The following is a 21,743-nucleotide window of genomic DNA, read 5'->3' on the forward strand; positions in this document are numbered from 1 at the left end:
TGGGTTGAGTTTGTCGGCCACCTTTCGCTCTCGCATACCAACCAGATAATCCGGATACCCAAAATAGATTGCCACGATGAGCCTGATGATGCGCATGGGGGGGCCTATTACGGGTTGTGGGTCGCCAGGATGCCGCCCAACCAGTTGGTCACGTGCATCCGCTCCTGTTCAGTCAGCCGGTCAAGCAGGGCTCGGAGTTCATCGGCAGCCTTGATGAGCGCGCCGTGGCGAGTCGAGTCGAACTTGCCCCACTTCGGAAGCGCACGGTAGCCGCAGCCGCTGCCGTTCGAGGAGTTGATCGACACCGACCACATCCACTGTCCGTCATGCGGCTCAAGCTGGATTCGCGCCAGCGCCAGCTCCATATCACGAGGCCCGCCATGTGCCTTCATCCGCTGGGTGCGCATGAGGATCAGCTCGTTACCGTTCCCATCCGCCTGGGCGTTTGAAAACATATCCAGTTGGATCTCAGCCAGCATATCGTGCCCTCGGTCAGTTGGCGTGGTGCGTGATGCAGGCAGTCTCGGTGTCAAACACGAGATCGGCGCCGGAGAGATCCAGGGGGATGTTCAGCCGTCCGGCAAGCTGAACAAAGGCGTTCTCGCCCCCTTTCAGCAGCATGTGGCCGGCACACTGCATGTCGGTCTTTTTGTGGCAGACGAACGATTCAGCAGCCAGGATCTCAACCATCCGTTGCTTGCCGAGCCACCCCTTCAGGGTGTCCTTGCGAAACGGGCAGTCTCGGCAGGGCTTCTGGATGTGGGGCAGCTTGGGCATGTGCTTTATCCCGACCAGTTATCTGAGTGGGTAAGCCCGCAGGCGGCTCTTTGCATCTGGGGTGAAAGGGGAAAGCCTCAATGCGAGCATGTCGACTGTCTGGCCATCCCGCTTGAACCATTCGAGTGCTTCCTGGTTTACCTCGGCGTCGAAAGCGGCGATACCGTGAAGTTGCTGTATTGCTGCCTTAACACGGAGCTTGCGGAACTTCCTGGCGGTCATGGTCATTGGGCGTTTCCCCCGAGAGAATGTTGATGGTCTAAATGTACGCCTCTAGGGCGTACATGCAAGCGTCTTCATCTTCTAGCAGCCATTCTGTAGGCGGCCCGAATCAGGCGGTCGGCTTCCTCATACCGGGCCACCGCATCACTCACCGTCGAGCGCGTAGCACCTGTCTCCCGGCTTGCCTCGGCCTGAGACAGCCCATCCACCAATACTCGCCTAGCTGCTCGGTTAGCCGCGGACTCAGGGCTTCCGCGCATCAGCTTCACCAGGGCGTCGTATTCCGCTCCTGTCATCGCCATCAATGATTCTCCTTACACCAGCCCGGATCGGCCGCGCTGGGTCTGTTGACCACCTGTGAAGGCTTGGCTAACGAGTCTTGGTCGGCTTCACCCTGGGGGGTGGAAGAAGCCGTGGCAGCAGCCGGTCGGTGAAAGCAGCAGCACTCCCTGGCACAGTACCGCCTTCGGCACGGATGGAGTCGACCAAGGTGGCCCGCAGCATGTAGACCTGCACAGGCGCCGGCACCGGGTAGGTGCCGGCACGCCATTCGTACAGCCGGTTGAGGCGGTGCCGCGTGCCCAAGGCATCGTTCAGCTGCGCCAGGGCGTCAGCGTGTCGTTCGCCGTTGGGTGTGGCGGCCTGTAGCCAGCACTCCACGAGGTTCGAAGGGCGCTCCATAGGATCTCGGCTCTGTTGGTGGTGGGCAGGCGTGCATGCGGTCAAGGCGCAACGCAGAGCGTCATGGCCGGTGACATCACGAACTCCAGGCGGCGCTCGCCATCCTGAACGATAAACCCGGCTCCGATCGCGGTGCTGAACTCAGTGGGATGGATGACCAGCCTGAAATCGATCTCCTCCACCCCGAGGTAACCGTCCAGGTCGCTGAAGTGTAGGGTCACGTTCTTCCCCTCGGGGATACTGTCTATCGACTTGACCACGCCTTGGTAGTGGGTGCCATTGATTCCGCGCATGTCCACTTCCCGGGTGCTCTCACTCCACTCGAGGACGTTGAACGCAAACGCGACGTTCTCAGCACCCGCTCTCATGCAGTGGTAGTCGTCTGCCGCCGCGAGGCCGCTCGTGAAAAGTCCGGCCGCCGCAACGGCGCTAAGTCGCATCTTGCGTCCCATCATTGGTCAAGCTCCTAGTAGGTCCAGCCCAGAGTAAGCGAAATCGTTGGTTTGGCAATCGCCCCGCTACGCGAGGCGAGCCCGGGTGACCGGAATGAGTGCGGTGTCCCCATTCGGAAAGCCGACCCGCAAGTAGGCCGCCGCCGTCTCGATCCCAATCACCCTGCCCTTGGCAAGGGGGCTGTTGGCCAGTTTGAAGGGGCCAGCCGCGGCCACCGTGGCGGGGACAAGCACGGCGTCCCCAGTGCGAAACAGCCTTGGGAGGACTAGCCACGAGATGATCTCGGGCATCATGTCGAATACCAGGGCCATGCCGATGAAGGCGATCAGCAGCCCGCCCAGGAGCTGAGGCCAGGGTGGCATCAGGAGCATGGGCAGCACCAGGGAGTAGACCATCAGCACCGCGGCAGCGCTGAACAGGCAGTCGATCAATCGCGGTGCGTTGATGATCCATTTGCGAAGCCGCCCTGGCGCCGGCCGCTCCCAGGCGGGGTCAAACGGCATTGCTTTCCTCCTCGAACATGCGGGCCATGTCGATCTGGCGGCTGAGGTATTCCTCGGTGATGGCCGATGCGCGGGCCGCGACTTCGGCACCGTGGAGCACATGCGGGGTGTCCTCGACCCCCTGGGCGATCTCCCGGAGCCCGCCAGGATCGAAAGGCACAGCCCTGCCGGGGAAGATGGCACCGATGACAGCCTGGAGTTCGCCAATCGTGGTGATCTCGCGGGGCATTGTCCCGAAGATCCAGCTCCCCTCGAGGTTGAAGAAGTACGTGCCGAGAGGCCTGTCATGGCCGATGACGCCATGCTCCCGCCACTCAGCCAGAGAATGCCCGAGACGGTCGATCAGGCGATCATCACCCGTCCTTTCATCTGTGAGCACTTTGCTGAAGCGATGTCGTGACATGGGGCTATCCTCAAGGCGTGGCAGCATCAGCAGTGCTGTCCCGCTCCCGAGCAGCACTCTCGGTGGCGTGGCGCTCCCAGTCGCCCTCCTCGACCCACTGGTTGACCCGCTCGGCTACCGTGTCCCAATCCGCCCCCGCCGCGAGCTGCGCCAAGGCTTGTTCTTGTTTGCCCGCGGGCAGGTAGCGGAACAGGGTTTCCTTGGCGAGTTCGCGCCTGGCGGCATCGGTCTTGATGGTCATCTCAATTTCCTCTGTGGTTGGTGGTGATTTCCAGCGAGGGGTGCCATGGCCTTTCCCCTCGCCAGGGATGGTGTGTCCAACGCCGCGAGCCGGCGTGGAAAGCGTGGAAACGCTATGCGCCAGGCCAGCAGCAGGTTTCCCAGGCATCGGCAATGGCCACCAGGGCGCTCGATCGGGTGGCTTTCATTTCTGCGACTGGCTGGCGCTGGCCGGGGATCACCGTCAGCCAGGCCAAGGTGTCGGCGTCCACCTGGAAGGTGAGCGTGGCTTGGGCCTGGCACTCCAGCAGCGCCAGCAGCTCGCTGAAGGTGACCGGGCGGTGTTCGGCCTCGGGGCTGCCCACTGTGATCCCGGTGATCCTGTCCCCGTCTATCGTCCCGATCCCTCGTCGTGAGAGTTCTTCGAGCAGGGTGCGAAGGGAGGTGCGTGGCTGGTCAACCGTGTCGGCGTCTGCCGCGAGGAGAGCGTTACTGGAAGGCATGGAGGCGCAGGTTCCCCGTTTCCTGACGAACACGCTCAACCCACTCCCAGTAGCTGAGGGAGGTGTCGCCGTTGTCGCGTTCGAGCTTCCAGTCCCGGCGCGGGAATAGCGGGTGTTCGTCCGCCTTGCGGTGGCGCTGGTGCGCCAGCAAGGCGCGAAGGCTGGGGGTGGGCTTCTGCTCCATTCCTGAGTCTCCTTCCGTTGAGCAGCAGGCCGGCTGCGATCGCGCTGCCGGCCAACAGGGTTTACCAGTCGTAGACGGCCAGACCGTCCGTGGGCGATACATCGGCATCGAACATGAGCCAGCGGACACCCAGCTTGCGGGCATCACTCGCCAGGCTGTTGAGCACCGGCAGGGCGTCGGCGTGCTTGCCCAGGGGGTTGTACTCCTGGTCATCCTCGACAAAGCCTGCCAACACCACGAACCATTCGCGGTGAGAATTGGCCCCGTTGATCTCACGGCTTTCCATCAGGGTTGCCACGGTATCCGCCTCGATTTCCGGCAAGTGGCCGGTCATCAGGACAACCATGCTTTCCTGCTGGCGAATCTGTGCGGTGGCTAATGGGGTGGTCATGGTCTGGCCTCTCTCTCGCTGTGGAACACCCCTTTATTATAGTCCTATATCTAGGACTATGCCAGCGCGAAGCCTGCGCCAGCAAAGGGATATACCACAATTTCTCCAAGGGATAGGGGCGCGACCGTCACTCCCGTTTTGTTTCGCATGCGAAACAGAATGCCCAAACGCACACCGGGCAGCTCACCCGTAGGTGGCTGCCCGGTGGCGGTGCTGTGAGGCACCAGGGTCAGGTCTTGCTGGTGTCCTCGGCCAGCGTGTCCGAGGCAGAGGACAGGGAGGCTTCGGCCATGGCCGCTGCATTCTCACCGACCTCCTCGGGTGACAAGAGCCCACCCCCCTCGCCAAGCAGGATCGCGTGCATGGCCACCATGGTGAAGGCTTCCAGGCGCGTCATTTCCAGGGCAGGAAGGTCAAAGCGCGAGGTGTTCAGGTCTGGCTCGTCGTACATGTTCGGCATGGCTACCTCCTAAAGCGCAGCGGCCACCCGCGAGGGTGGCCATCTGGGGTTACATCTGCTCCCACTCGCCTCGCTCGTTCTGGCAGGCGGTGACACTGTTCGCGGCATCCTCGGGGCCACCGCTGACCGACACATGGTAGTCGATGCAGGTGTTGCCCTCGGCGTTCACATACGGCTCGCTCTGCTCGATGTTCTGCTGCATGTTGGCCACATCCTCATAGCCTACCTCGGATTCGCCCTGCATGGCGGTGAAGGCGCTACGCAGCCCTTGGTCGGCCACACCCAGCACGCCAGCGCCAGCCGCGCCGTAAGCGGTGCCTGCCAGGCCGGCAGAGCCCCCGTTCATCATTCCTTGCACGCCACGCATGTTGTGGGCGGCGTTGGCCCCTGCGTTGCTGGCACCGCTGTCGCGACCACTCATGCGGTCGGCTACCCCGGTGATGGCGTTGGCGGCGCTGCCTTGCAGGCTGCCTGCGCCCTGGGGGACGGCACACCCAGTTGCCAGCAGGAGCAGGGAGGTGGCGGCGATGGTCTTGATGGTGCGATTCATGGCTTCTCTCCTTGTTGGTTCTTATGCCAGTGGCATACATGTAATTATACTAGACGACAAATTACAGTTCAACCAGCAGCGCAACAATGAATGGACGGTTAAGCTACAGATGCTCGCCTTGTTTCGCATGCGGAACAAGCCTGTGGCTCGTAAATGGCGGAGTCAGCGCGGCGGGGGTAGGCGCACAGGCCAGTGGCTACCCGTTTCGTTGGCTGTACTGAAAAACATCGTTTAGTATAGATAAGGCTTATTGATGGACTCGGGAATGCTGATCCAGGAGGCAAGTGGGGAGCTGTCGCTGCTATCGCGCATGGTGGTAGATCGAGCGGACATGCGTGAAAAGGACGGGAAACTGGTGCTGACCATCGACCCCGATAGCGCACGCCTTCTGACGATGGGCCGTGTGCGCCAGGAGATCGAACAAGCCGTGAAGCTCACCTGGGGGCTGGAGGTCGTCTATGAGCGGTCCTCGTAGCACCCGCAGCGCCCAACTGCTGATCAAGCGCCTGAAGCGCGATTGCGATCTGGAGTGGCCGGGTGGCCCGGATAATGCCGGGCTCATCGTCAGCAGTGCCACACGGCGCTGGGAGCTGGTCACGCTGGATCGCACCCCCGCCCCTGTTATCACAGGCCCAAGCCCAATAAGCACTCTTCTGCGCGACGGGTTCCTTCTGATCCGTTGGCCTGACGATACCCAGGAGCTGTTTCACGTCGAGACAGCAGAGACGCAACTGAGCCACCGGCTGCAACAAGCGAGGGTGGCCGCAGCCGGAGCATGACTTGAGATGAGCGACACTACGACCTACCGGGTAAGCCACCGCGCCTTGCTGGGCTACTGGCTACTGATCCCCCTCGGGGCGGCCCTCTACTTCGTCCCTGGTGCCTTTTTCGGCACCGCGAGCGAGACAGCCCACCCGGCCATGCTGAGCGCCCTCACCTGGATAGGGATGGGGTTGGCGGCCTGGGGCCTACTCAATGCCGCCTATCAGCGCCTGGCGCACCTGTATGTGGTGGAGCCGGAGCGCATCATCGAGCGCCACGGCATCATCGCTCGCCGTGTCACCCCGCTCTATATCTCCCATATTCGCTCTACCGAGGTGAACCAGTCGATCCTCGGGCGGCTGCTGGGCTTTGGCACCGTGGAAATGTCCGCAGCGGGCACCAGCACCAGTGAGGCCCGGTTCGATCGCGTGGCCCATCCGATGAAGGTCATGGACGTGATCAACCAGCATGCCCAGCGCCAGACAGGGCAGGCTGAGGCATCAGGGGAGTGAATGGCCATGATGAGTGTGGATCTGCTGCTGGGGAATGCGCCGGTTGAATCCGGCGACCTGCAAGGCATCGAGGAGCTGATGCCGGAGCGCCAGCTCCTCGTTCAAGTTTTCCTGAAGGCCATAGACGATCTGAAGAATGGCACGGCTGGTCATCGGTTCTCGGCGGCCGAGTTCCTGGTAGGCCCCGTCGCGGAGGAGTACATCGGGCACCTGGGCCTGCCGGCCTATGTGCCGAAGCTGGCGCTTCTGATCCATGCGCCGACTGGGCTGAGATCCTGCCTCGAAATCCCAGACGACCTCTCCGATGTGCTGGCGCGGTATCAGCCCGCCTCGGAGGAGACAGGGGTTGCCGCTCGGTGACGCGCCCACCGCTGGATACGCTGACCTGCTCAGGGGGCCTATGATGGCCCCCTGAGTGTTTCGTGATGAGGTTCGATTAACGCCTCTAGCGAGTATCGCCAGGGGAGAAGCGCAAATTGAACTGCCTAAGGTCGGCGGCTTGCTCAGGGGGCAGTTGGCGTAGCTCGGGGAAGGGGGCTGCTTTTTCGACAGCCTCAAGGACTGACCTATCAAATGCTGAATCGCCACTGGTGCTCTCAATGGTGGCTTGCCACAGATCCCCGCTCTCAGTGAGCTGGACTTGAACAGTCGCAGCGTGAGGTGAATTAGCCTCGGGCGGCCTCACCCATGCGGCCTCTGTCGATCTTCGGACAAGATTGATAAAACTGTTGGCTGCCTCTTGCGATTGGCGTGCCGCTTCGGCGTTACGTCTAGCCTCGTACTGCCTTCGCTCTTGATGGGCCTGTCGCTCTCGATCGTCTAGCTCTTGGCGGACAATTTCACGGATTCGCTCATCCAGGGCACGTTGATCGTCTATGGTCTGTGCGCTTGGCGATGACTGTGCATGAGCCACCAGCGGGATCGCCAAACATGCAGCGCCGATTGCCTTTAACACCTTGCGCGATCGGCGTTTATTACGCTCATTCACTGATGCACTCCCTTCTAATAAAGGGTATACGGATTTAATGGTTGATGGGGCACCTTCACCCTCCAACTCGTGACGCCTCCGCCACGGCCAAAAACTTACTGATTAATGAGGCTTCTGCCCGGTCCTTGAGACAGATGACGTGCGCGTGTGTATAGAGCTCCAACCCTGCCACGGGTAAGGCCACCAATCGCTTACTGGGCGTAAAAGCCGTTTGCGCGACGACGCCCAACCCCAAGCCCTGAGCCACAGCTTCGCGAACGGCTTCCCGGCTGCCCATCTCCACGGATGTGCGCACTCTCACCCCCGCGGCGGCCAGGCCGAGCTCGAACACGGTGCGCGTGCGTGAACCATCTTCGCGCATCACAAATTCCTGATCCTGCAGGTCATGCAGAGTCAATGAACTTTTACGGGCCAGCGGATGGCCCACGGCGGCGAACACGACCAACAGTTGCCGCTTGAACGGCATACACCACACATTGGGGTCATCCACGTGATGCAACACCACACCCACATCATCTTCCTGATCCAGGACGCGTCGGGTGATCAGGCGCGAATCGCCCATGCAGACAGACACTCGCACCTGCGGGTACTGCTCGCGGAATCGTTTGATCATCGGCGTCACGTTGTAGGGCCCTATGGCCCCGACTTTCAAATGGCCCTGATACTGGCAACGGGCACTGAGCAGTAGCAACATGGCTTGCTGTTCGGTCTGATAAAGGCGGCTGGTGGTTTCGTGCAGCAGTTTGCCAAAGTCCGTCAGCTCGGCACCGCGCGGCGTGCGGTGCAATAACTCCACACCGTAGCGGGTTTCCAGGCGGCTCAAGTGGGCGGAAACCGTAGGCTGGCGCAATCCCAAAAAGCGGGCGGCGGCGGACAGGCTGCCACAGCGGGCAACCGCTTCGAAGGCTCGAAGTTCGGCGCTGGATGAATTTGTCATTACTCACTCCGCGAGACTATAGACTCCACCTATACCCTAAGCGGTAAATATGTCGATTTAATTAATAGGCACGTCATCAAGGCTCGGCATACTGTCGGCTCCAACCCCTGGAGAGGAGCCAAGATTATGTCGAGCACCAACACCGAGGCCGCCGCCCGGGATACTGCATCCCCGAGCCAACCGGCACAACTTCAAACCGAACAATTGAGTGTGACCTACAGCAACGGTCATCAAGCGTTACAGCCCAACTCCCTGGCCTTTGCGCAAGGCGAGTTTGTGGTTCTATTGGGCGCTTCCGGTGCCGGTAAGTCCACGTTGCTGCGTTGTTTGAACGGGCTCGTAAAGCCTTCACAAGGCAAAGTCCTGTCTTCGGCTTGTGGGGATATCGCTACGGCCGAAGCACGGCGAGCCCACCGCCGCCAAACGGGCATGATTTTTCAGCAACATCACCTGATTGGGCGGCTGTCCGTTTTGGACAATGTGTTGCTTGGGCGTATTGGCTACCACAACAGCTGGCGCACCCTGTTGCCCTGGTCCAAAGATGAGAAGCGCATGGCGCTGGCGGCCATTGATCGTGTGGGTCTGTTGGACTATGCCCTGCAGCGGGCCGACCAATTGTCCGGCGGGCAACAGCAGCGTGTTGGTGTGGCCCGGGCGCTGATTCAGCAGCCTTCCATTTTGCTGGCCGACGAACCTGTGGCCAGTCTCGACCCCGCCACGGCGGAGCACTGCTGACCCTGATTCACAGCATCTGTAAGAGCGATGGACTGACCGCTATCGTCAGTTTGCACCAAGTGAATTTCGCCCGGCGTTTTGCCGACCGCATTGTCGGTCTGCGTAGCGGTGCCGTGGTATTCGACGGCCTGCCCGGCGCGCTCACCGAGGCCGCCGCCCATGGACTTTATCAACGACCGGACAAAGCCAAATCCACGCAAGAACAACCTCACAGGCCTTGCGGAATGAGCCATTCCGCGATGCTCCACTTCCTTCAGCCCTGTAAATTACTCTCGGAGATTATTATGAAACTGCATTGGCTATTTGTTGCCTGCTTAAGCTTATTGACCCTGGTTTGCACACCGGCATTTGCCGAAGGGAAAGACCCTTCGCGCCTGCGTGTCGCCCTGCTTCCCGATGAAAACGCCTCCACTCTGATTCAAAACGCTCAGCCACTAAAACAATATTTGGAAAAAACCCTGGGCAAACGCATCGAAATTGTGGTCACCACGGATTACTCCTCCATGATTGAAGCCATGCGTTTCGGCCGTATTGAAGTGGCTTACTTTGGCCCCTTGTCCTATGTGTTAGCCAAGTCCCTCGCGCCCGGTCTGGAGCCGTTCGCTGTAGGCGTTGAAGACGGTACTCCCACCTACCACTCCGTCATCATCGCCAACGCCGCCGGCCCGGTGAAATCTTTGGCGGATGTACGCGGTCAGTCTTTTGGTTATGGTGACCAAGCGTCCACTTCCAGTCATTTGGTTCCGAGAGCACACCTGTTCAACCAAGTCGGACTGGATGGCGATAAAGACTATCGACCGGTACACCTGGGGACTCACGATGCGGTAGCCCGGGCGGTTCAGGCGGGGCAGATTCCGGCCGGCGCTCTGTCCAAACCCATCTACGATATGTTGGTGGCTCGCGGTACGGTGGACGCCAGCAAATTGGTAGAGCTGGAGCTAACTGCACCGATTCCCAACTATCCCATTGTCATGCAGGGCGACTTGGCTCCGGCGCTGAAGCAGTCCATTCGCGATGCGTTTTTGAACATGTCGAGCCCCGAAGTACTGGCGGCGTTTCGGGTTGAAGGCTTTGCCGCCACCGACGATTCGGCCTATGACGTGCTGCGTGATACCGCCCGCATTCTGAACATAAACCTGGGAGAAATGTAATGAGCTCGGTGGCAACACCATCCTACGACCACCTCCTGGGCCAAGCCCGGACCCAAGCGGTGCGCAAGGCACGTTTGGTGGCCGTGATTTTGGCGGTATGTCTGGCGGCTCTCGCAATCACCGGCTTTTTTGACCCGGCGCGCTTCATTGAGGGCGGCCCGGCCATCGCACAGCTGGCTTCGGAAATGGTGCCACCCAACTTTAGCCGTTGGCAGCACTGGCTTAAACCGCTATTGGATACTTTAGCCATGTCCATTGCGGGCACGGTGCTGGCGGTGCTGTTGTCACTGCCACTGGCATTGCTGGCGGCGGCGAACACCTCGCCCAACCCCTGGGTGTACCACAGTGCACGAACGCTGTTGGCGGCGCTGCGCTCCGTACCCGAAATCATATTGGGCATACTGTTCGTGGCTGCGGTGGGTTTTGGCGCATTGCCCGGTGTGCTGGCTCTGGCGCTGCACTCGGTGGGCATGGTGGGCAAGTTCTACGCCGAAGCCATAGAGCATGTAGACCCCAAACCCCTGGAGGCGGCCAGTGCCGCCGGGGCTAGCCGCATGCAGGTGATTACCCACTCGGTAATGCCCCAAGTGCTACCGCAATTGGCGGACATCACCATCTACCGCTGGGAATATCACTTCCGTGCCTCGGCGGTGTTGGGCATCGTCGGTGCCGGTGGTATCGGTTTTGAATTAATGGCCGCTCTGCGCCTGATTAACTACGCCGAAGTATCGGCCATATTGCTGGCAATTCTGGCCTGCGTTGTTGTGGTAGACGGCATAGGTGCCGCTTTGCGAAAAAGGCTTCGATAACTATGACAGACAAGATTTTGATCACCCACCCGGTACACGAGGATGTATACCACCGATTGGCTGCCGTAGCCGAGGTGGACATGAACCCCGATCTGGAACCCTGGCCCTACGCTGAAGTGTGCCGCCGCGCGCCGACGCTACCGCCATCATGGGTTTTTATGACGGACCGAGTGGACACCGAATTACTGACCAACGCACCGCGGTTAAAAATCATCGCCTGCGCGCTGAAAGGCTACGACAACTACGATGCCGAGGCCTGCGCCCAAGCCGGGGTGTGGCTCAGCATTGTGCCGGACCTGCTCACCGCCCCCACGGCTGAACTGGCCGTGGCGCTGGCGCTGGGTCTCGCCCGTCATGTGCGCGCAGGTGATGCCTTTGTCCGGCAAGGCAATTACCGTGGTTGGCGTCCGCACTTTTACGGCTACGGATTGCACAATTCCACCGTCGCCGTACTGGGGCTTGGCCGTTTGGGCAGCGCCCTGGTGGAGCGCTTGCAGGGGTTTGGGTGCGCCCGAATACTGGGTGTGGACACTCACGCCAGCTTACCGGGGGTGGTGAATTGCTCGCTTCAGGACGCGCTGGCGCAAGCGGACTTTGTGTTTTCTTTGTTGCCGTTGTCCGAAGAAACCTGGCACCTTCTGGATGCCGCGCACTTGCGTGCCTGTAAGCCGGGCCAACTGCTGATCAATGTGGGACGCGGCTCTGTGGTGGATGAATTGGCGGTAGCCGACGTGCTAGCGGAAGGCCGCCTGGGGGGCTACGCCGCCGACGTGTTCAGTTGCGAAGATTGGGCTTATCTGGAGCGTTTGCGAAAAATTCCGGACGCTTTGTTGCTGGCCGAAAACCCCTGTTCACTCCCCATTTGGGTTCGGCTGTACACAGTGCCCGACGCGCCATAGAACACCGGCTGCGGACAACATTCTGGCCGTGCTCGCCGGACGCGCGCCCGAAGACGCGGTCGCCGAGGCTGAGATACGCCTAGCCGTCTGCCCATAACACCATCGTCAGCCGGGGAGGCGGGGCCAGGCCCAGTCTCCCAGCTTACCTCTCGCCCCAACCTGCTGATTTGGGGAGATCAACCAGCTATTCCGGATACCCCTAATAAACCCAGCGTGGTGTGATTTATTCACTCGGCAGATAGGCTGCCGCCTTTAGCGTCAAGCCACGCCTCAAGCTCCCCTAGCCTGTCCTTGGGGAGCCTCACCGCCACCGTGACAAACTCCCTATCCAGCTCGGCCTGTATCCGCTTCACCGCCTGGGATACCGCCGCCCGACTGATGCCGTGGCGTTCCCCGGCCTCGCTCAATCTATCGCACACTCCCGTCAGAACGTCCGTCGCGGCGTCGCACGCCCTCCCCTTCATTCTGAGCCTCGCCAGAGCAGCGTATAGCTGCCCTGGTGTCACGCTTGGCTGATCCATGGTCCACTCCTTAAAAGTGTTCAAAGAACACCTTTTCTCTTGATGTAAATAGCTATAGTGACGTAAAGTGTTTACATGCTACCCCAGCTCGCCGAGGAGGAACACCAATGCTGGAACCACAGATGCAGGTGCCATCGCCCGCCATGGGCGCGATGGATGAGTTGCTGGCGCGTCGGGAGAAGGCGCTGGCGCTGGTGGCGTCGGCCATGGCGCAACTGGTGGAGGCCACCACCCTCATGCCCATCCGCGGCACCGAGTTCACCAGTGCCCTGCGCCAGCAGTCCTGGTTCAGTCTCGACACCCGCCCGGAGGGGTTTCAGCAGGAAGTGATGCAGGCCACCCAGCGGCCTATGACGGCAATGGCTGGCGCTGGCTCCTCGACTCGTCGGGCCTGGGCGACCTGATGACCGCTGACGACAAGAGGGCCATCGAGCGCCAGCTCCACAGCGACCCCATGCCGCTGAGCCGTGAGGCTATCCAGGGGACGTTCGTGGCGCTGTTCGAGAAGCGCCATGAGGTTTCCGCCGCGGCGTCGTTGAGCTGTTCCGGGCTCTGCAAGCAGTACCGCAGCCACAGCGCGTTCAAGATCCAACGCCGGCTCGTTCTGAATGGCGCGTTCAGCCAATACGGCGGCTGGGCGAGCTTCAGCAGCGCCAGAGAGCGGGTGGATGACCTGGAGCGGATCTTGCTGGTGCTGGAGGGCCAGAGCCCTCACAGGTGCCCCACGGCGAGCGCCTGAGCTACCGCCTGGAGGAGAGCCGCAAGGCCGCCCTGTTGGCCGAGGTGAGCGCACAGGGGAGCTTGAGACGGACTGGCTGCGCTGTCGCTGGTTTGCTAACGGGAACCTGCACCTCTGGCTGAAGCGAGAGGATCACATCGACCGCATCAACGCCCTGATCGCGGACTACTGCGGCGCTGCGCTGGCGCATGACCACCACAGAAAGACGGGAGCCTGACCATGATCCACGAGCCCATCGAGAACCGCGCCAGCACTGAGTACCTAAGCGACCCCGGAGAGTTCTTCGCCCCGGTGGCGGCCGACATGATCGACAACCTCGTGGGTAAGCGCGAGGCGCGGAAAGCGGAGGTCGAGGCGCTGGCTGACCTCGTGCTTGGCGAGGGATACCAAGGGGCCATGGCCCTCTTTCTGGATGCCAACCACGACCTTTCCCGGTACGGCGGCAGCCAGGTGTCTCGGCTGTTCAACGTGGAGAAGGCGATCGCGGCCCTGGATGCGGACATGTGGCAGCAGACGCTCAATATGACCGATGTGCTCGACGTGATGCCGGCCGCTCGCCGCAATGAGTGGCACGACGCCATCCAGCGCCATCAGGTGCCTGCCTTCGAGGAGCAGAGCGTTCGGGCCACCCTGGAGCAGCTACTGCGCCAGCGGGCTGAGTTCTTCGCGGAGAAGGTGGACGGGGTGTTCCGGGCGCTTTCGGGGGAGCACGTCACCAACCGGCCGGAAGGCTTCAGCAAGAAGATGATCTTTGGCGGACTGCTCGATGTATTCGACTTCATCGACACCCGGCGCAGCGGCTATCTGCATGACCTGCGCGATGTGCTGGCGCGGTTCATGGGCCGCGAGGAGCCGTTGTGCGACACCACCCTCAAGGCCCTGGACTTGGTTAAGCGTCGTCTCGGGGTGTGGCATGACCTCGATGGCGGGGCCATCAGGCTCAAGCTGTACAAGAAGGGAACCTGTCACGTCGAGGTTCACCCGGATCTGGCTTACCGCCTGAATGCAGTCCTCGCCAGTCGCTACCCTTCTGCCATCCCGGCCTCATTCCGTCGCCGCCCGGCGTCACGCGCCAGCGAGAAGCGCTTTGCAGCTCTCCAGACCCCGCTGCCCTCGCCGGTCATCAGCCTGATCGCGGATGGCCGCCTCGAAGGGGGCATCCTTCGACTGTCATGGCACAGCCTCGATCAGCAGCCCAAGCACGTCCGGCAGCTCGTGGAGGAGACCCTGGTGGGCCTCGGTGCCGTCAAACAGGACACCGCGACCTATGCCTTCGACTATGAGCCCGAGGATGCGCTGGCGCTGGTGGTGATGAACGGTTGCCTGCCGGAACAGCGCTCGCACCAGTATTACCCGACCCCCGGCACCCTGGCCGAGGAGCTGGTGGCGCTGGCGGGGATCACCCCAGAGGACAGCATTCTGGAGCCCAGCGCCGGCCAGGGGCACCTGGCCGACCATCTCCCCAAGGCACAGACCGTCTGCGTCGAACTGGCCGACCTGCATTGCCGGGTACTTGAGGCTAAGGGGTTTGCCTGCGAGCAGGGTGACTTTCTGGCCTGGGCGGCATCTCCGCGGGTGGCTGGCGCCTTCACCAAGGTGGTGATGAACCCACCGTTCAGCCAGGGCCGGGCCAACCTGCACCTTGCCGCAGCAGCGGGATGTGTCGCCCCGGGCGGGCGGCTGGTGGCCGTGTTGCCGGGCTCCCTGCGTGGCAAAGACCTGCTGCCCGGGTGGTCGATGTCCTGGTCAGAGCCGCGGCAGGGCGAGTTCGCCGGCACAGGGGTCACCGTGACGCTGTTGGTGGCTGACCGGCCGAGTGGTTGAGCCTATGGCTGGCGCTGGGCACCCTCTCGCGCCAGCCGTTCCCGATCGGTAGCATCGCCAGGAGCATGCCCATGAGTGGAGATCGCATGAGCCGTACCTGCCAAGAGGCCTATCGACTGTCCCAGGAGCTGTACCGCACCTACGGCCACTACCAGCCGTCACCCTTCCGTGCCTGGACAGCCGAGGACATGGCCTGGCTCGCGGGGGCCGATGATGCCTCGGGGCATTACGTCGAAAGCGCTCCAAGCGTGCTGATCCCACCAGAAACGTCTCTCGCAGCCGAGGCCCAGCTCACCCTCTTCTAGTGCCAGCGCCAGCGCCAGCCCTGGCCTGCATCATCGTGTGACACTCCCCTCGCACCTGAACCCACCATCCTTGTTTCGCATGCGAAAAAACGCGCCCTGGCAAACTTTTTTCGCCGATCGTGCCCTTTAGCGTCAGTGCCGCCCCTATCCGTCAGTGAGGCCCAATCGGGCAACTGATGAGAGAGCACCGCTGGAGGCGGAATCAATGTTTGCGATGCGTGGTAGCACGCTGATCGGCGTAGCGATGTTGGTCTGGGTTGCCTGGATCGTTCTGGCGACAAACTCCCAGGAGAGAATTGAGCGCGGCTGCCAGCCAGTGTTGTGGGCGGGCAATGTCGTGACCTCGCTGACTCAGCTGACAGTTTCGCAGTATCAGGACTCTGTTCACGAGTTCTTCCTGTCCACGGACTATGCCTGTCGCTTTACCCTGTGGCGCCTGCTGCACGAGGAGAGCTGGCAGGAGTATCAGCGCGAAGTCGACGGTGACGCGCTGGATGAGGAGGGCCGCTAATGCCCGCTCTCCGCATCATTACCGCTTTCCGCCGCACCCTGACGGCGATGGTCATCACCGCTGGCCTGAGCGCCGGAGCGGCGACCGCCAGTGATCAGCCCATTGCATTGGTCGAGTTCGCCAGCTTTGACTGTCAGTTCTGCCAGCAGATGGGGCAGCATCATCACAGCATCGAGGCCGCGGTAGACAGCGCCGGGCTCGACTATCGCTATGTCCCCCTTCCCTCTCACACCCGCCTCGCAGAAGCGTGGCGTGAACGCGCCTATTACGCCTCCCGGACCATCCCGGGCATTGCCGATGAGGCAAGGCGTGCCTTCCTGGCCGCTGGCGCCACCAACGTGCCGCTCAACGAGCTGGACGCCGTGCTGGCGCACCTGGAGCTGCACCTGCCCCAGGTCCGTTGGAACGACTTTGCTGAGGACCATATCGACGCACCGGGCTCCCAGGAGGCTCTGGAGCGTGGCGTCGAGCTGGCGCGGCGAGCCGGACTGCGCTCCTTCCCGTCCTTTGCCGTGGTGTCGCGTTCTGGCGTGGAGCTGCTGAGCCTGCCGGCGGACGTGGACGCGAAGGCGCAGGCGGTCATCGACTATCTGGAGACTCTTTGATGCCGATCCGTAACCCTGCGCTGGCCGTGGCGATCGCGGCCGTCCTGGCGGGCTGTGTCGCGACACCCCCCGAGCCGGAGCGCCGTACTGAGCTGCCCGAGGCCTACAACACCCTCACCAGTCGCTATGTCTACGTGCCCCCCTACACCCAGCAGGGCACCTACGCCACCCACACCTACAACTGGTACTACGGCGCCGGCAAGGGCCTGACCCGCTATGCCACGGGCGGCCGGGTCTATGACGAGCGCTACTGGCAAGAGCGGTATGCCTCACTACCGCAGTCACACCGGGACGCCATGGACTCGCTGCCGCTGGCACGCTTCAACTTCGAGTTCGACTCCACTGCTCTGACGCCGGAGGCCCAGCGCCAGCTCGCATCCTTCCTGGAAGGGGAGGCCCTGAGCGGCAGCGTCCTGGTGGTCGGGTACACCGATCACATCGGCCCCGAGAGCTACAACGTCCCCCTTTCCCAGCGTCGTGCCGAGGCGATCGCGCAACGTCTGCGCCAGGCGTGGCCGAACGTGCGCTTCCTGACGGAAGGCAATGGCACCTACCCCAAGCTCGTCAACGACACGACCGATGCAGCGCGAGCGGCCAACCGCCGCGTCGAGATTTTTCACCTGGAGGCTGACCAATGAACGTCTTTATCGCCCATGCGCAGATTCTGAGGAAGGAACCCCCGAAGGAGCGCGGACGCTCTGGCTTGATGGTGCTGAAGGTGGGGAAGAACAAGAAGACCACCGAGGCGCTGATCCAGTCGGTGAACCAGATCATCGTGCGCATCCCCGGCCACCTCTCCGACCGGGCCGCGAAGCTCGAGGTGAACTCCTACATCGAAATTTTCGGCCATGTCGGCGGCATCGTGCGCCGCTCTCACCTCAGCGGCGAGCAGCACCTCGGCGCTGAGTTGGTGGCGAACAACATCCAGGCCGCCGCCCCAGTCCTCGAGGGCAACGTCGAGAAGCACCTCTTCAACCGCTTTATCGCCATCGGCCTGCTGCGTGGCGTGAAGTCGCCCGAGAAAGAGGGGCCGCCGAGCACCGCCTACCTGCAAATCGGCCCGGATCGTCCCGACCTCGGCCGCTCGTTCCAGCACACCGGCGTCATTGGCCTGGCCGCTTACGGCCGTGTCGTGGATCGCCTCGCCAAGTACGAGGCGGGCATGCCGCTGCATGTGGAAGGCCGCGTGACCGGCCTGCTGCGCAAGATCCCCAAGCCAGGGGCTGAGGGTGGGTTCGAGGAGAGTCTGGAGGTGGGGCTCGTGATGGATCGAGTGAGCCCGACCGCCATGGTGGCCGAGCGCATGCTGACGCCCTTCCAGCCGCCCAAGCCGGCCGCGGAGCAGGCGCCTTCGGCTCCCGAGACCGAGCAGGCGAGCGAGGAGGCCAAGGCGCCGCCCGCTACCGCTACCACTGAGCAGCAGAACTAGGAGGTGGTCAGTGTTCGCCCTACCTGATTGTGCCATCGAGATCGCGGACTACTACCAAGTGCCCATCGAGATCGTCGCCGCCGTGCGCCAGCAGGAGAGCGGCAGCCGGGGACAGGCGGTAGGCCGCGTGGGGCCGAACAGCAATGGCACCTATGACCTGGGAGCCATGCAAATCAATACATGGTGGCTCGACCAGCAGACCAACCGGAATTACCTCCAGCAGTGGGGGATCACCGAGCAGGAGCTGCTGGAAAACGAGTGTACGAACATCGCCGTAGGCACGTGGATTCTCTACGAGAACATCACGCGCTTTGGCGACTGGGAAGCGGCCTTGGCCGCCTATAACGCTGGCAACCCGACACTGCCTGTTGGGCAGCGCTACGCATCGCAAGTCCTCTCAATACTAGGAGATCAGTACCAATGAAAACGTCCATCAATATGCGTGAGTCTGCGGCCAAGCCGGGCAAGCTCGCTACCTTCCGCCAGAATCTCGTGACCAAGAAGGACCAGCTGACCAACCAGGGGCTCTTCCTGATGGCCATGCTCATGGTGTCCTCGCCGGTGATGGCCGATGAGTTCCAGGACTTTGCCGACAAGGTGAAAGACCTGGCTCACGGCCCGTTCGGTATCGGTATCTCGATCCTCGCCTTGATCATGGGCTGCCTGTTCGGGCTGGCGCGTCAGTCCGCGGCACCGGCCTTCCTCGGGCTGGGCATTGCCGGCGCCTTCGCGGTGGGGCCTTACATGATCGAGATGATTTTCAGCTGGTTCGCCGACATCTAAGAGGGACGGGTCATGTCCAACGAGTCCTACCGAATCCCCAAGGACATTGATGCCCCCATCCCGATCTTCGCCTGGGAGATCACTGAGGTGGTGGTGGCGATCATGGTGTTAGGGGTAGCCATTATTATGCGCCTGTTCGTGCCAGGCCTAGTCGTAGCCATCTTCATGATGATGATGGCTAAGAAAATGCGGGCGGGGCAGAAGCGCGGCCAGGTACAGCATATGCTTTGGCGCATGGGGCTCCGGCTTGACCCGCTTCTGGCCAGATTTGGGCCTCGCCCGATGCGATTGGAGTACATGCGCTGATGAAATACCTCAACGCATTGCGAAATCAATGGATCGTTGCGAGGAGCTGGATGTTCAGTTCTCTGCTTCTCGCAGGGATGCTGTTCTACATGATGACGAGCTACGTCCAGCTGGCGGCAACATGCCGACTCGGCTGGTCCCTTATGACCTCCATGTGTTGGAAGGCCCGGTGGAAGTGGGTGCCCGCGCCAGCCACACCGATGGGGAGTATCTGAGCCAGATCGCCATCGCGGATGTCCAGCTGCACAGCAGCTGGACCCCGGCGAACGTGGCCAGCCAGTACGGTCGCTTCCAGAACCGGATGACCCTGCCCTCTACGCGAGGGCAGGCACCGACCTTCAGGCGCGGGTGCCTGACCTCGAAGACTCCGAGCGCTCACAGGCGTTGTTCGTGGAGCGCTCAGAAGCGCGGGATGACACAGTTCGCGTCTATGGCCGCCTGCGTGTGTGGCACGGCAGTGACCTCGTGGAAGACGATCCGATCGTCTATCGCGTTCGCTACAGCTTCAGCAATGGCATCCCGTACCTGGCAGCCTTCTCTGTGGAGGAACAATGAACAAGCCCAAGATGCTGCGGCTGGTAGCGGTGGCGGCCCTGGCGGTTGCTCCCCTTGCTGGCGCCAGCGATGAAGTCCAGACGGTGGAAATGTCCACTGATGCCTACAACCGGCTCGTGTTCCCCGAGCCCTACTCGCAGATCGTCATCCCCCCGGAGGCCGAGCTGCGGGATAACCCCGTGCCCACCGATGGCAAGCGGGGTCTGTTGATGCGTCCGGCCGACGAGGCCGACCCGTTCTCCGTGTTCGTCCAGCTGCGCAGCGGCGAGGCCTTCACGGTGAGAGTGCAACCCAAGAGCGGCATTGATGCCCAGGTGTTCCGCTACCGGAATGCCCCGGATCTCTCCCGGGAGCCGGAGCAAGAGCGCCGGCCCCAGGATCGCTGGATTGCCGACACTATCCTGTCGGCGTTCCAGGGTGAACGCCCGAACGGCTTTGAGCCGGCTGGCGCCCCGCCCAGTGCGCGGCTGACGATGCCCAACGGTGGCACCCTGCGCCTGACAGCAGAGACCCAGTACCGCGGCTCTGGCCATGTGGTGAACGTCTATCGCCTGTCCTCGGATGTGGCGGTGGAGGTAGAGCCCCGAGATTTCTACCGGCAAGGCGTGGTGGCCATCTCCCTGGAGGGAGATACCGTGAGTGAAGGCGACCGCCCCCGGATGATCGTGGTGGAGGTGGATCGTGGCTGATGAGCAAGAGAAGCACACGGGCGCCCCGGCCTCGGCCGAGGGCAAGACCAGCAAGGTCAAGCCGAAGTCCAAGATCAAGACCCAGCGCCTGCTGGAGAAGGCCCAGACCCGGAAATGGCTGCTCTATGGTGGCGCGGCCTGTTTGGTGATCTGGCTGGTGGCCAGCAAGGCGGTCAGCGAGCGCACCCGCCCCAACACGACGCCACCCCCCGGAGTTCGTGGATACCTCGCCTGATACCTCCCGCGGCGAGGAGATCACGATCGCCAGGCTCCAGCGCCAGCTCCAGGATGCCAATGAGGCGATGGCCGAGCAGCGCGAGCGCCAGCAGGAGCGTGATGAGGCCTTCATGCGACAGCTCGAGGAGCTGCAATCCAACATGCGTGAAGACCGCGAGCAGATGCGCACCACGATCAGCTCCCTCGAGGATCGCCTGTCCGAGGCGCGTGGCGAGGGTGCTGGCGCCTCAGGCGTCAGCTTTGGCACCGGTGGCCCCAGTCGTGACCGCAATGGCGCCAGCGACCCGGCCGACTACCTACGTCCGCCTCGGGGCGAAGACCGTGGCGTGGTCCCACCCCCGCCCCTGGCCAGGGATGATTCCCCGGCGCGTGGCTCATTGCCGCCGCGCCAGCAATCAACCTCAGGCGGCAGTAGCACCATCCCGCCCCAGGTGCCCTACATCCAGGAGCCTGAGCAGCCACGTGACCCGATCGTGCTGACCGGTTCTGGTGGGGAGAGCAACGCTCGCATCCTGCGCAACGAGGATGCCTCAAGCGATGACGATGGTGATCAGGAAGGGCCGCCCAAGGCCGGGTTCCTGCCCATGGGTTCGTTCTCCGACATCGCCATGCTGACCGGCGCTGACTTCGGTGCGGCCGAGCGTACCCGCAACAACCCCCAGCCGGTGCTGTTCCGCATCCAGAACGATGCGTTCCTGCCGGGGAGTGCCCGCTACCGCCTCTCCGACTGTTTCGGCATGGGCGGCGGATATGGCGACCTCTCCAGCGAGCGGGCGCATATCAACGTCACCCGCATCAGCTGTGTGGATACTCAGACAGGCATGATGCTCGAGGCTTCCATAAACGGCTACATCGTGGACTCGGATGGTCGCCTGGGCCTGCGTGGCAACGTCGAGCGGCGCTCTGGTGCCCTGCTGGGCAAGGCCATGCTCGCCGGCTTTGCCGAAGGCGCCAGCAGCCTGGCGTCCGTGGCCGCCCAGGGCACCCAGCAGACCGTGACGGGAAGCGGCGTCGTCACGTCCGTCGACCCCTCGCGTGGGGCGAAGTAGGCCTGTACGGCGGCGCCGGCCGCGCCATGGAGATCCTGGCCGAGCAGTACA

40 protein-coding genes and 1 pseudogene are annotated in these 21,743 nt (G+C 62.4%); 25 read left to right on the top strand and 16 right to left on the bottom strand.

Going from position 1 to position 21,743, the window contains the following annotated elements; genetic code table 11:
- Positions 1 to 107 precede the first annotated feature (107 nt).
- The 4 genes from FDY98_RS25500 to FDY98_RS25515 form a co-directional block, all read right to left on the bottom strand.
- Positions 108 to 479 (bottom strand): hypothetical protein, encoded by a 372-nt coding sequence (locus FDY98_RS25500; RefSeq protein ID WP_155706413.1) that lies wholly within the window; start codon positions 477 to 479, stop codon positions 108 to 110.
- A 13-nt stretch (positions 480 to 492) separates the two neighbouring features.
- Positions 493 to 777 carry a hypothetical protein gene (locus FDY98_RS25505; RefSeq protein ID WP_155706414.1) on the bottom strand — a complete coding sequence of 95 codons (285 nt, stop codon included), beginning with the start codon at positions 775 to 777 and terminating at the stop codon, positions 493 to 495.
- Positions 778 to 795: 18 nt separating this feature from the next.
- Positions 796 to 1,005, bottom strand: coding sequence for a hypothetical protein (locus FDY98_RS25510; RefSeq protein WP_155706415.1), 210 nt, complete (start codon positions 1,003 to 1,005; stop codon positions 796 to 798).
- A 68-nt stretch (positions 1,006 to 1,073) separates the two neighbouring features.
- Positions 1,074 to 1,301, bottom strand: coding sequence for a TrfB-related DNA-binding protein (locus FDY98_RS25515; protein WP_155706416.1), 228 nt, complete (start codon positions 1,299 to 1,301; stop codon positions 1,074 to 1,076).
- 55 nt (positions 1,302 to 1,356) lie between these two features.
- Here FDY98_RS25515 and FDY98_RS25520 point away from each other — a divergent pair, with 55 nt between their 5' ends.
- Positions 1,357 to 1,647, top strand: a complete 291-nt coding sequence (locus FDY98_RS25520) for a hypothetical protein (RefSeq protein ID WP_155706417.1) — start codon at positions 1,357 to 1,359, stop codon at positions 1,645 to 1,647.
- 74 nt (positions 1,648 to 1,721) lie between these two features.
- Here the strand turns inward: FDY98_RS25520 and FDY98_RS25525 are convergent, their stop codons facing one another.
- From FDY98_RS25525 to FDY98_RS25565, 9 genes are all read right to left on the bottom strand, one after another.
- Positions 1,722 to 2,135: a hypothetical protein gene (locus FDY98_RS25525; protein WP_155706418.1), complete on the bottom strand. Its 414-nt coding sequence runs from the start codon at positions 2,133 to 2,135 to the stop codon at positions 1,722 to 1,724.
- A 63-nt stretch (positions 2,136 to 2,198) separates the two neighbouring features.
- The gene (locus FDY98_RS25530; protein WP_155706419.1) at positions 2,199 to 2,636 is read right to left on the bottom strand and encodes a hypothetical protein; all 438 of its coding nucleotides are present in this window, start codon (positions 2,634 to 2,636) and stop codon (positions 2,199 to 2,201) included.
- Positions 2,626 to 3,039 carry a hypothetical protein gene (locus tag FDY98_RS25535; protein ID WP_155706420.1) on the bottom strand — a complete coding sequence of 138 codons (414 nt, stop codon included), beginning with the start codon at positions 3,037 to 3,039 and terminating at the stop codon, positions 2,626 to 2,628. Before FDY98_RS25535 ends, FDY98_RS25530 begins: the two co-directional genes overlap by 11 nt.
- Positions 3,040 to 3,049: 10 nt before the next feature.
- Positions 3,050 to 3,427 (bottom strand): hypothetical protein, encoded by a 378-nt coding sequence (locus FDY98_RS25540; protein ID WP_155706421.1) that lies wholly within the window; start codon positions 3,425 to 3,427, stop codon positions 3,050 to 3,052.
- Positions 3,393 to 3,623: a hypothetical protein gene (locus FDY98_RS25545; RefSeq protein ID WP_155706422.1), complete on the bottom strand. Its 231-nt coding sequence runs from the start codon at positions 3,621 to 3,623 to the stop codon at positions 3,393 to 3,395. Before FDY98_RS25545 ends, FDY98_RS25540 begins: the two co-directional genes overlap by 35 nt.
- Before the next feature lie 124 nt (positions 3,624 to 3,747).
- Complete coding sequence (locus FDY98_RS25550) at positions 3,748 to 3,945, bottom strand: hypothetical protein (protein WP_155706423.1); 198 nt, start codon at positions 3,943 to 3,945, stop codon at positions 3,748 to 3,750.
- 61 nt (positions 3,946 to 4,006) lie between these two features.
- A complete protein-coding gene (locus tag FDY98_RS25555; RefSeq protein ID WP_155706424.1) occupies positions 4,007 to 4,336 on the bottom strand; it encodes a DUF5983 family protein in 330 nt (109 codons plus the stop codon).
- A 229-nt stretch (positions 4,337 to 4,565) separates the two neighbouring features.
- Complete coding sequence (locus tag FDY98_RS25560; RefSeq protein WP_155706425.1) at positions 4,566 to 4,796, bottom strand: hypothetical protein; 231 nt, start codon at positions 4,794 to 4,796, stop codon at positions 4,566 to 4,568.
- A 49-nt stretch (positions 4,797 to 4,845) separates the two neighbouring features.
- Positions 4,846 to 5,346 carry a hypothetical protein gene (locus FDY98_RS25565; protein ID WP_155706426.1) on the bottom strand — a complete coding sequence of 167 codons (501 nt, stop codon included), beginning with the start codon at positions 5,344 to 5,346 and terminating at the stop codon, positions 4,846 to 4,848.
- 265 nt (positions 5,347 to 5,611) lie between these two features.
- Here FDY98_RS25565 and FDY98_RS25570 point away from each other — a divergent pair, with 265 nt between their 5' ends.
- The 4 genes from FDY98_RS25570 to FDY98_RS25585 are packed head-to-tail and all read left to right on the top strand — an operon-like array spanning position 5,612 to position 6,980.
- The gene (locus FDY98_RS25570) at positions 5,612 to 5,821 is read left to right on the top strand and encodes a hypothetical protein (protein ID WP_155706427.1); all 210 of its coding nucleotides are present in this window, start codon (positions 5,612 to 5,614) and stop codon (positions 5,819 to 5,821) included.
- Positions 5,805 to 6,125 carry a hypothetical protein gene (locus FDY98_RS25575; protein ID WP_155706428.1) on the top strand — a complete coding sequence of 107 codons (321 nt, stop codon included), beginning with the start codon at positions 5,805 to 5,807 and terminating at the stop codon, positions 6,123 to 6,125. Before FDY98_RS25570 ends, FDY98_RS25575 begins: the two co-directional genes overlap by 17 nt.
- A gap of 6 nt (positions 6,126 to 6,131) precedes the next feature.
- Positions 6,132 to 6,620 carry a PH domain-containing protein gene (locus FDY98_RS25580; protein ID WP_155706429.1) on the top strand — a complete coding sequence of 163 codons (489 nt, stop codon included), beginning with the start codon at positions 6,132 to 6,134 and terminating at the stop codon, positions 6,618 to 6,620.
- Positions 6,621 to 6,980 (top strand): hypothetical protein, encoded by a 360-nt coding sequence (locus FDY98_RS25585; protein ID WP_196518332.1) that lies wholly within the window; start codon positions 6,621 to 6,623, stop codon positions 6,978 to 6,980.
- Positions 6,981 to 7,065: 85 nt separating this feature from the next.
- On the opposite strand, the gene FDY98_RS25590 is transcribed toward FDY98_RS25585, so the two are convergent.
- Entirely contained in the window at positions 7,066 to 7,608 is a 543-nt protein-coding gene (locus tag FDY98_RS25590) for a TonB family protein (protein WP_196518334.1), read from the bottom strand.
- Positions 7,609 to 7,663: 55 nt separating this feature from the next.
- The gene (locus FDY98_RS25595; RefSeq protein WP_086511885.1) at positions 7,664 to 8,545 is read right to left on the bottom strand and encodes a LysR substrate-binding domain-containing protein; all 882 of its coding nucleotides are present in this window, start codon (positions 8,543 to 8,545) and stop codon (positions 7,664 to 7,666) included.
- A gap of 126 nt (positions 8,546 to 8,671) precedes the next feature.
- Between FDY98_RS25595 and phnC the strand changes: the two are divergent.
- The 4 genes and pseudogenes from phnC to FDY98_RS25615 form a co-directional block, all read left to right on the top strand.
- Positions 8,672 to 9,543: pseudogene (phnC, locus tag FDY98_RS25600) on the top strand (phosphonate ABC transporter ATP-binding protein); the annotation flags it as partial.
- 21 nt (positions 9,544 to 9,564) lie between these two features.
- A complete protein-coding gene (phnD, locus tag FDY98_RS25605) occupies positions 9,565 to 10,431 on the top strand; it encodes a phosphate/phosphite/phosphonate ABC transporter substrate-binding protein (protein WP_086511898.1) in 867 nt (288 codons plus the stop codon).
- On the top strand, positions 10,431 to 11,240 hold the full coding sequence (phnE, locus tag FDY98_RS25610; protein ID WP_086511883.1) for a phosphonate ABC transporter, permease protein PhnE: 810 nt from the start codon (positions 10,431 to 10,433) through the stop codon (positions 11,238 to 11,240). The genes phnD and phnE overlap by 1 nt, the downstream gene beginning before the upstream one ends.
- 2 nt (positions 11,241 to 11,242) lie before the next feature.
- Complete coding sequence (locus FDY98_RS25615; protein ID WP_340147123.1) at positions 11,243 to 12,139, top strand: NAD(P)-dependent oxidoreductase; 897 nt, start codon at positions 11,243 to 11,245, stop codon at positions 12,137 to 12,139.
- Between the two features lie 227 nt (positions 12,140 to 12,366).
- Here FDY98_RS25615 and FDY98_RS25620 read toward each other — a convergent pair whose 3' ends face one another.
- Positions 12,367 to 12,546, bottom strand: coding sequence for a hypothetical protein (locus FDY98_RS25620; protein WP_155706432.1), 180 nt, complete (start codon positions 12,544 to 12,546; stop codon positions 12,367 to 12,369).
- Positions 12,547 to 12,767: 221 nt separating this feature from the next.
- Between FDY98_RS25620 and FDY98_RS29190 the strand changes: the two genes are divergently transcribed.
- The 16 genes from FDY98_RS29190 (at position 12,768) to FDY98_RS25695 (ending at position 21,692) form a co-directional block, all read left to right on the top strand.
- Positions 12,768 to 13,064, top strand: coding sequence for a hypothetical protein (locus FDY98_RS29190; RefSeq protein WP_340147124.1), 297 nt, complete (start codon positions 12,768 to 12,770; stop codon positions 13,062 to 13,064).
- Positions 13,064 to 13,399, top strand: a complete 336-nt coding sequence (locus FDY98_RS25625) for a DUF4942 domain-containing protein (RefSeq protein WP_340147125.1) — start codon at positions 13,064 to 13,066, stop codon at positions 13,397 to 13,399. The genes FDY98_RS29190 and FDY98_RS25625 overlap by 1 nt, the downstream gene beginning before the upstream one ends.
- On the top strand, positions 13,329 to 13,616 hold the full coding sequence (locus FDY98_RS29890; RefSeq protein WP_196518336.1) for a DUF4942 domain-containing protein: 288 nt from the start codon (positions 13,329 to 13,331) through the stop codon (positions 13,614 to 13,616). The genes FDY98_RS25625 and FDY98_RS29890 overlap by 71 nt, the downstream gene beginning before the upstream one ends.
- A 2-nt stretch (positions 13,617 to 13,618) precedes the next feature.
- Positions 13,619 to 15,223: a DUF4942 domain-containing protein gene (locus tag FDY98_RS25635; RefSeq protein WP_155706434.1), complete on the top strand. Its 1,605-nt coding sequence runs from the start codon at positions 13,619 to 13,621 to the stop codon at positions 15,221 to 15,223.
- 71 nt (positions 15,224 to 15,294) lie between these two features.
- Positions 15,295 to 15,528 carry a hypothetical protein gene (locus FDY98_RS25640; protein ID WP_155706435.1) on the top strand — a complete coding sequence of 78 codons (234 nt, stop codon included), beginning with the start codon at positions 15,295 to 15,297 and terminating at the stop codon, positions 15,526 to 15,528.
- A gap of 244 nt (positions 15,529 to 15,772) precedes the next feature.
- Positions 15,773 to 16,039, top strand: a complete 267-nt coding sequence (locus FDY98_RS25645; protein WP_155706436.1) for a hypothetical protein — start codon at positions 15,773 to 15,775, stop codon at positions 16,037 to 16,039.
- A complete protein-coding gene (locus FDY98_RS25650) occupies positions 16,039 to 16,644 on the top strand; it encodes a hypothetical protein (RefSeq protein WP_155706437.1) in 606 nt (201 codons plus the stop codon). The genes FDY98_RS25645 and FDY98_RS25650 overlap by 1 nt, the downstream gene beginning before the upstream one ends.
- On the top strand, positions 16,644 to 17,282 hold the full coding sequence (locus tag FDY98_RS25655) for an OmpA family protein (protein ID WP_155706438.1): 639 nt from the start codon (positions 16,644 to 16,646) through the stop codon (positions 17,280 to 17,282). The genes FDY98_RS25650 and FDY98_RS25655 overlap by 1 nt, the downstream gene beginning before the upstream one ends.
- Entirely contained in the window at positions 17,279 to 18,073 is a 795-nt protein-coding gene (locus FDY98_RS25660; RefSeq protein ID WP_155706439.1) for a hypothetical protein, read from the top strand. The genes FDY98_RS25655 and FDY98_RS25660 overlap by 4 nt, the downstream gene beginning before the upstream one ends.
- A gap of 10 nt (positions 18,074 to 18,083) precedes the next feature.
- Positions 18,084 to 18,497, top strand: a complete 414-nt coding sequence (locus FDY98_RS25665) for a transglycosylase SLT domain-containing protein (RefSeq protein WP_196518338.1) — start codon at positions 18,084 to 18,086, stop codon at positions 18,495 to 18,497.
- The gene (locus FDY98_RS25670) at positions 18,494 to 18,856 is read left to right on the top strand and encodes a TrbC/VirB2 family protein (RefSeq protein WP_155706441.1); all 363 of its coding nucleotides are present in this window, start codon (positions 18,494 to 18,496) and stop codon (positions 18,854 to 18,856) included. The genes FDY98_RS25665 and FDY98_RS25670 overlap by 4 nt, the downstream gene beginning before the upstream one ends.
- 12 nt (positions 18,857 to 18,868) lie before the next feature.
- The gene (traL, locus tag FDY98_RS25675) at positions 18,869 to 19,162 is read left to right on the top strand and encodes a type IV conjugative transfer system protein TraL (RefSeq protein ID WP_155706442.1); all 294 of its coding nucleotides are present in this window, start codon (positions 18,869 to 18,871) and stop codon (positions 19,160 to 19,162) included.
- Positions 19,163 to 19,552: 390 nt separating this feature from the next.
- On the top strand, positions 19,553 to 19,717 hold the full coding sequence (locus FDY98_RS29895; RefSeq protein ID WP_442908008.1) for a hypothetical protein: 165 nt from the start codon (positions 19,553 to 19,555) through the stop codon (positions 19,715 to 19,717).
- Positions 19,714 to 20,406 (top strand): TraK domain-containing protein, encoded by a 693-nt coding sequence (locus tag FDY98_RS25685; protein ID WP_155706444.1) that lies wholly within the window; start codon positions 19,714 to 19,716, stop codon positions 20,404 to 20,406. Before FDY98_RS29895 ends, FDY98_RS25685 begins: the two co-directional genes overlap by 4 nt.
- Positions 20,399 to 20,641, top strand: a complete 243-nt coding sequence (locus tag FDY98_RS25690; protein WP_155706445.1) for a hypothetical protein — start codon at positions 20,399 to 20,401, stop codon at positions 20,639 to 20,641. The genes FDY98_RS25685 and FDY98_RS25690 overlap by 8 nt, the downstream gene beginning before the upstream one ends.
- Positions 20,625 to 21,692 (top strand): TrbI/VirB10 family protein, encoded by a 1,068-nt coding sequence (locus FDY98_RS25695; RefSeq protein ID WP_155706446.1) that lies wholly within the window; start codon positions 20,625 to 20,627, stop codon positions 21,690 to 21,692. Before FDY98_RS25690 ends, FDY98_RS25695 begins: the two co-directional genes overlap by 17 nt.
- Positions 21,693 to 21,743 lie beyond the last annotated feature (51 nt).

This window comes from Halomonas sp. PA16-9, assembly GCF_009728585.1.
GTDB classification, from domain to species: Bacteria; Pseudomonadota; Gammaproteobacteria; order Pseudomonadales; family Halomonadaceae; genus Vreelandella; species Vreelandella titanicae.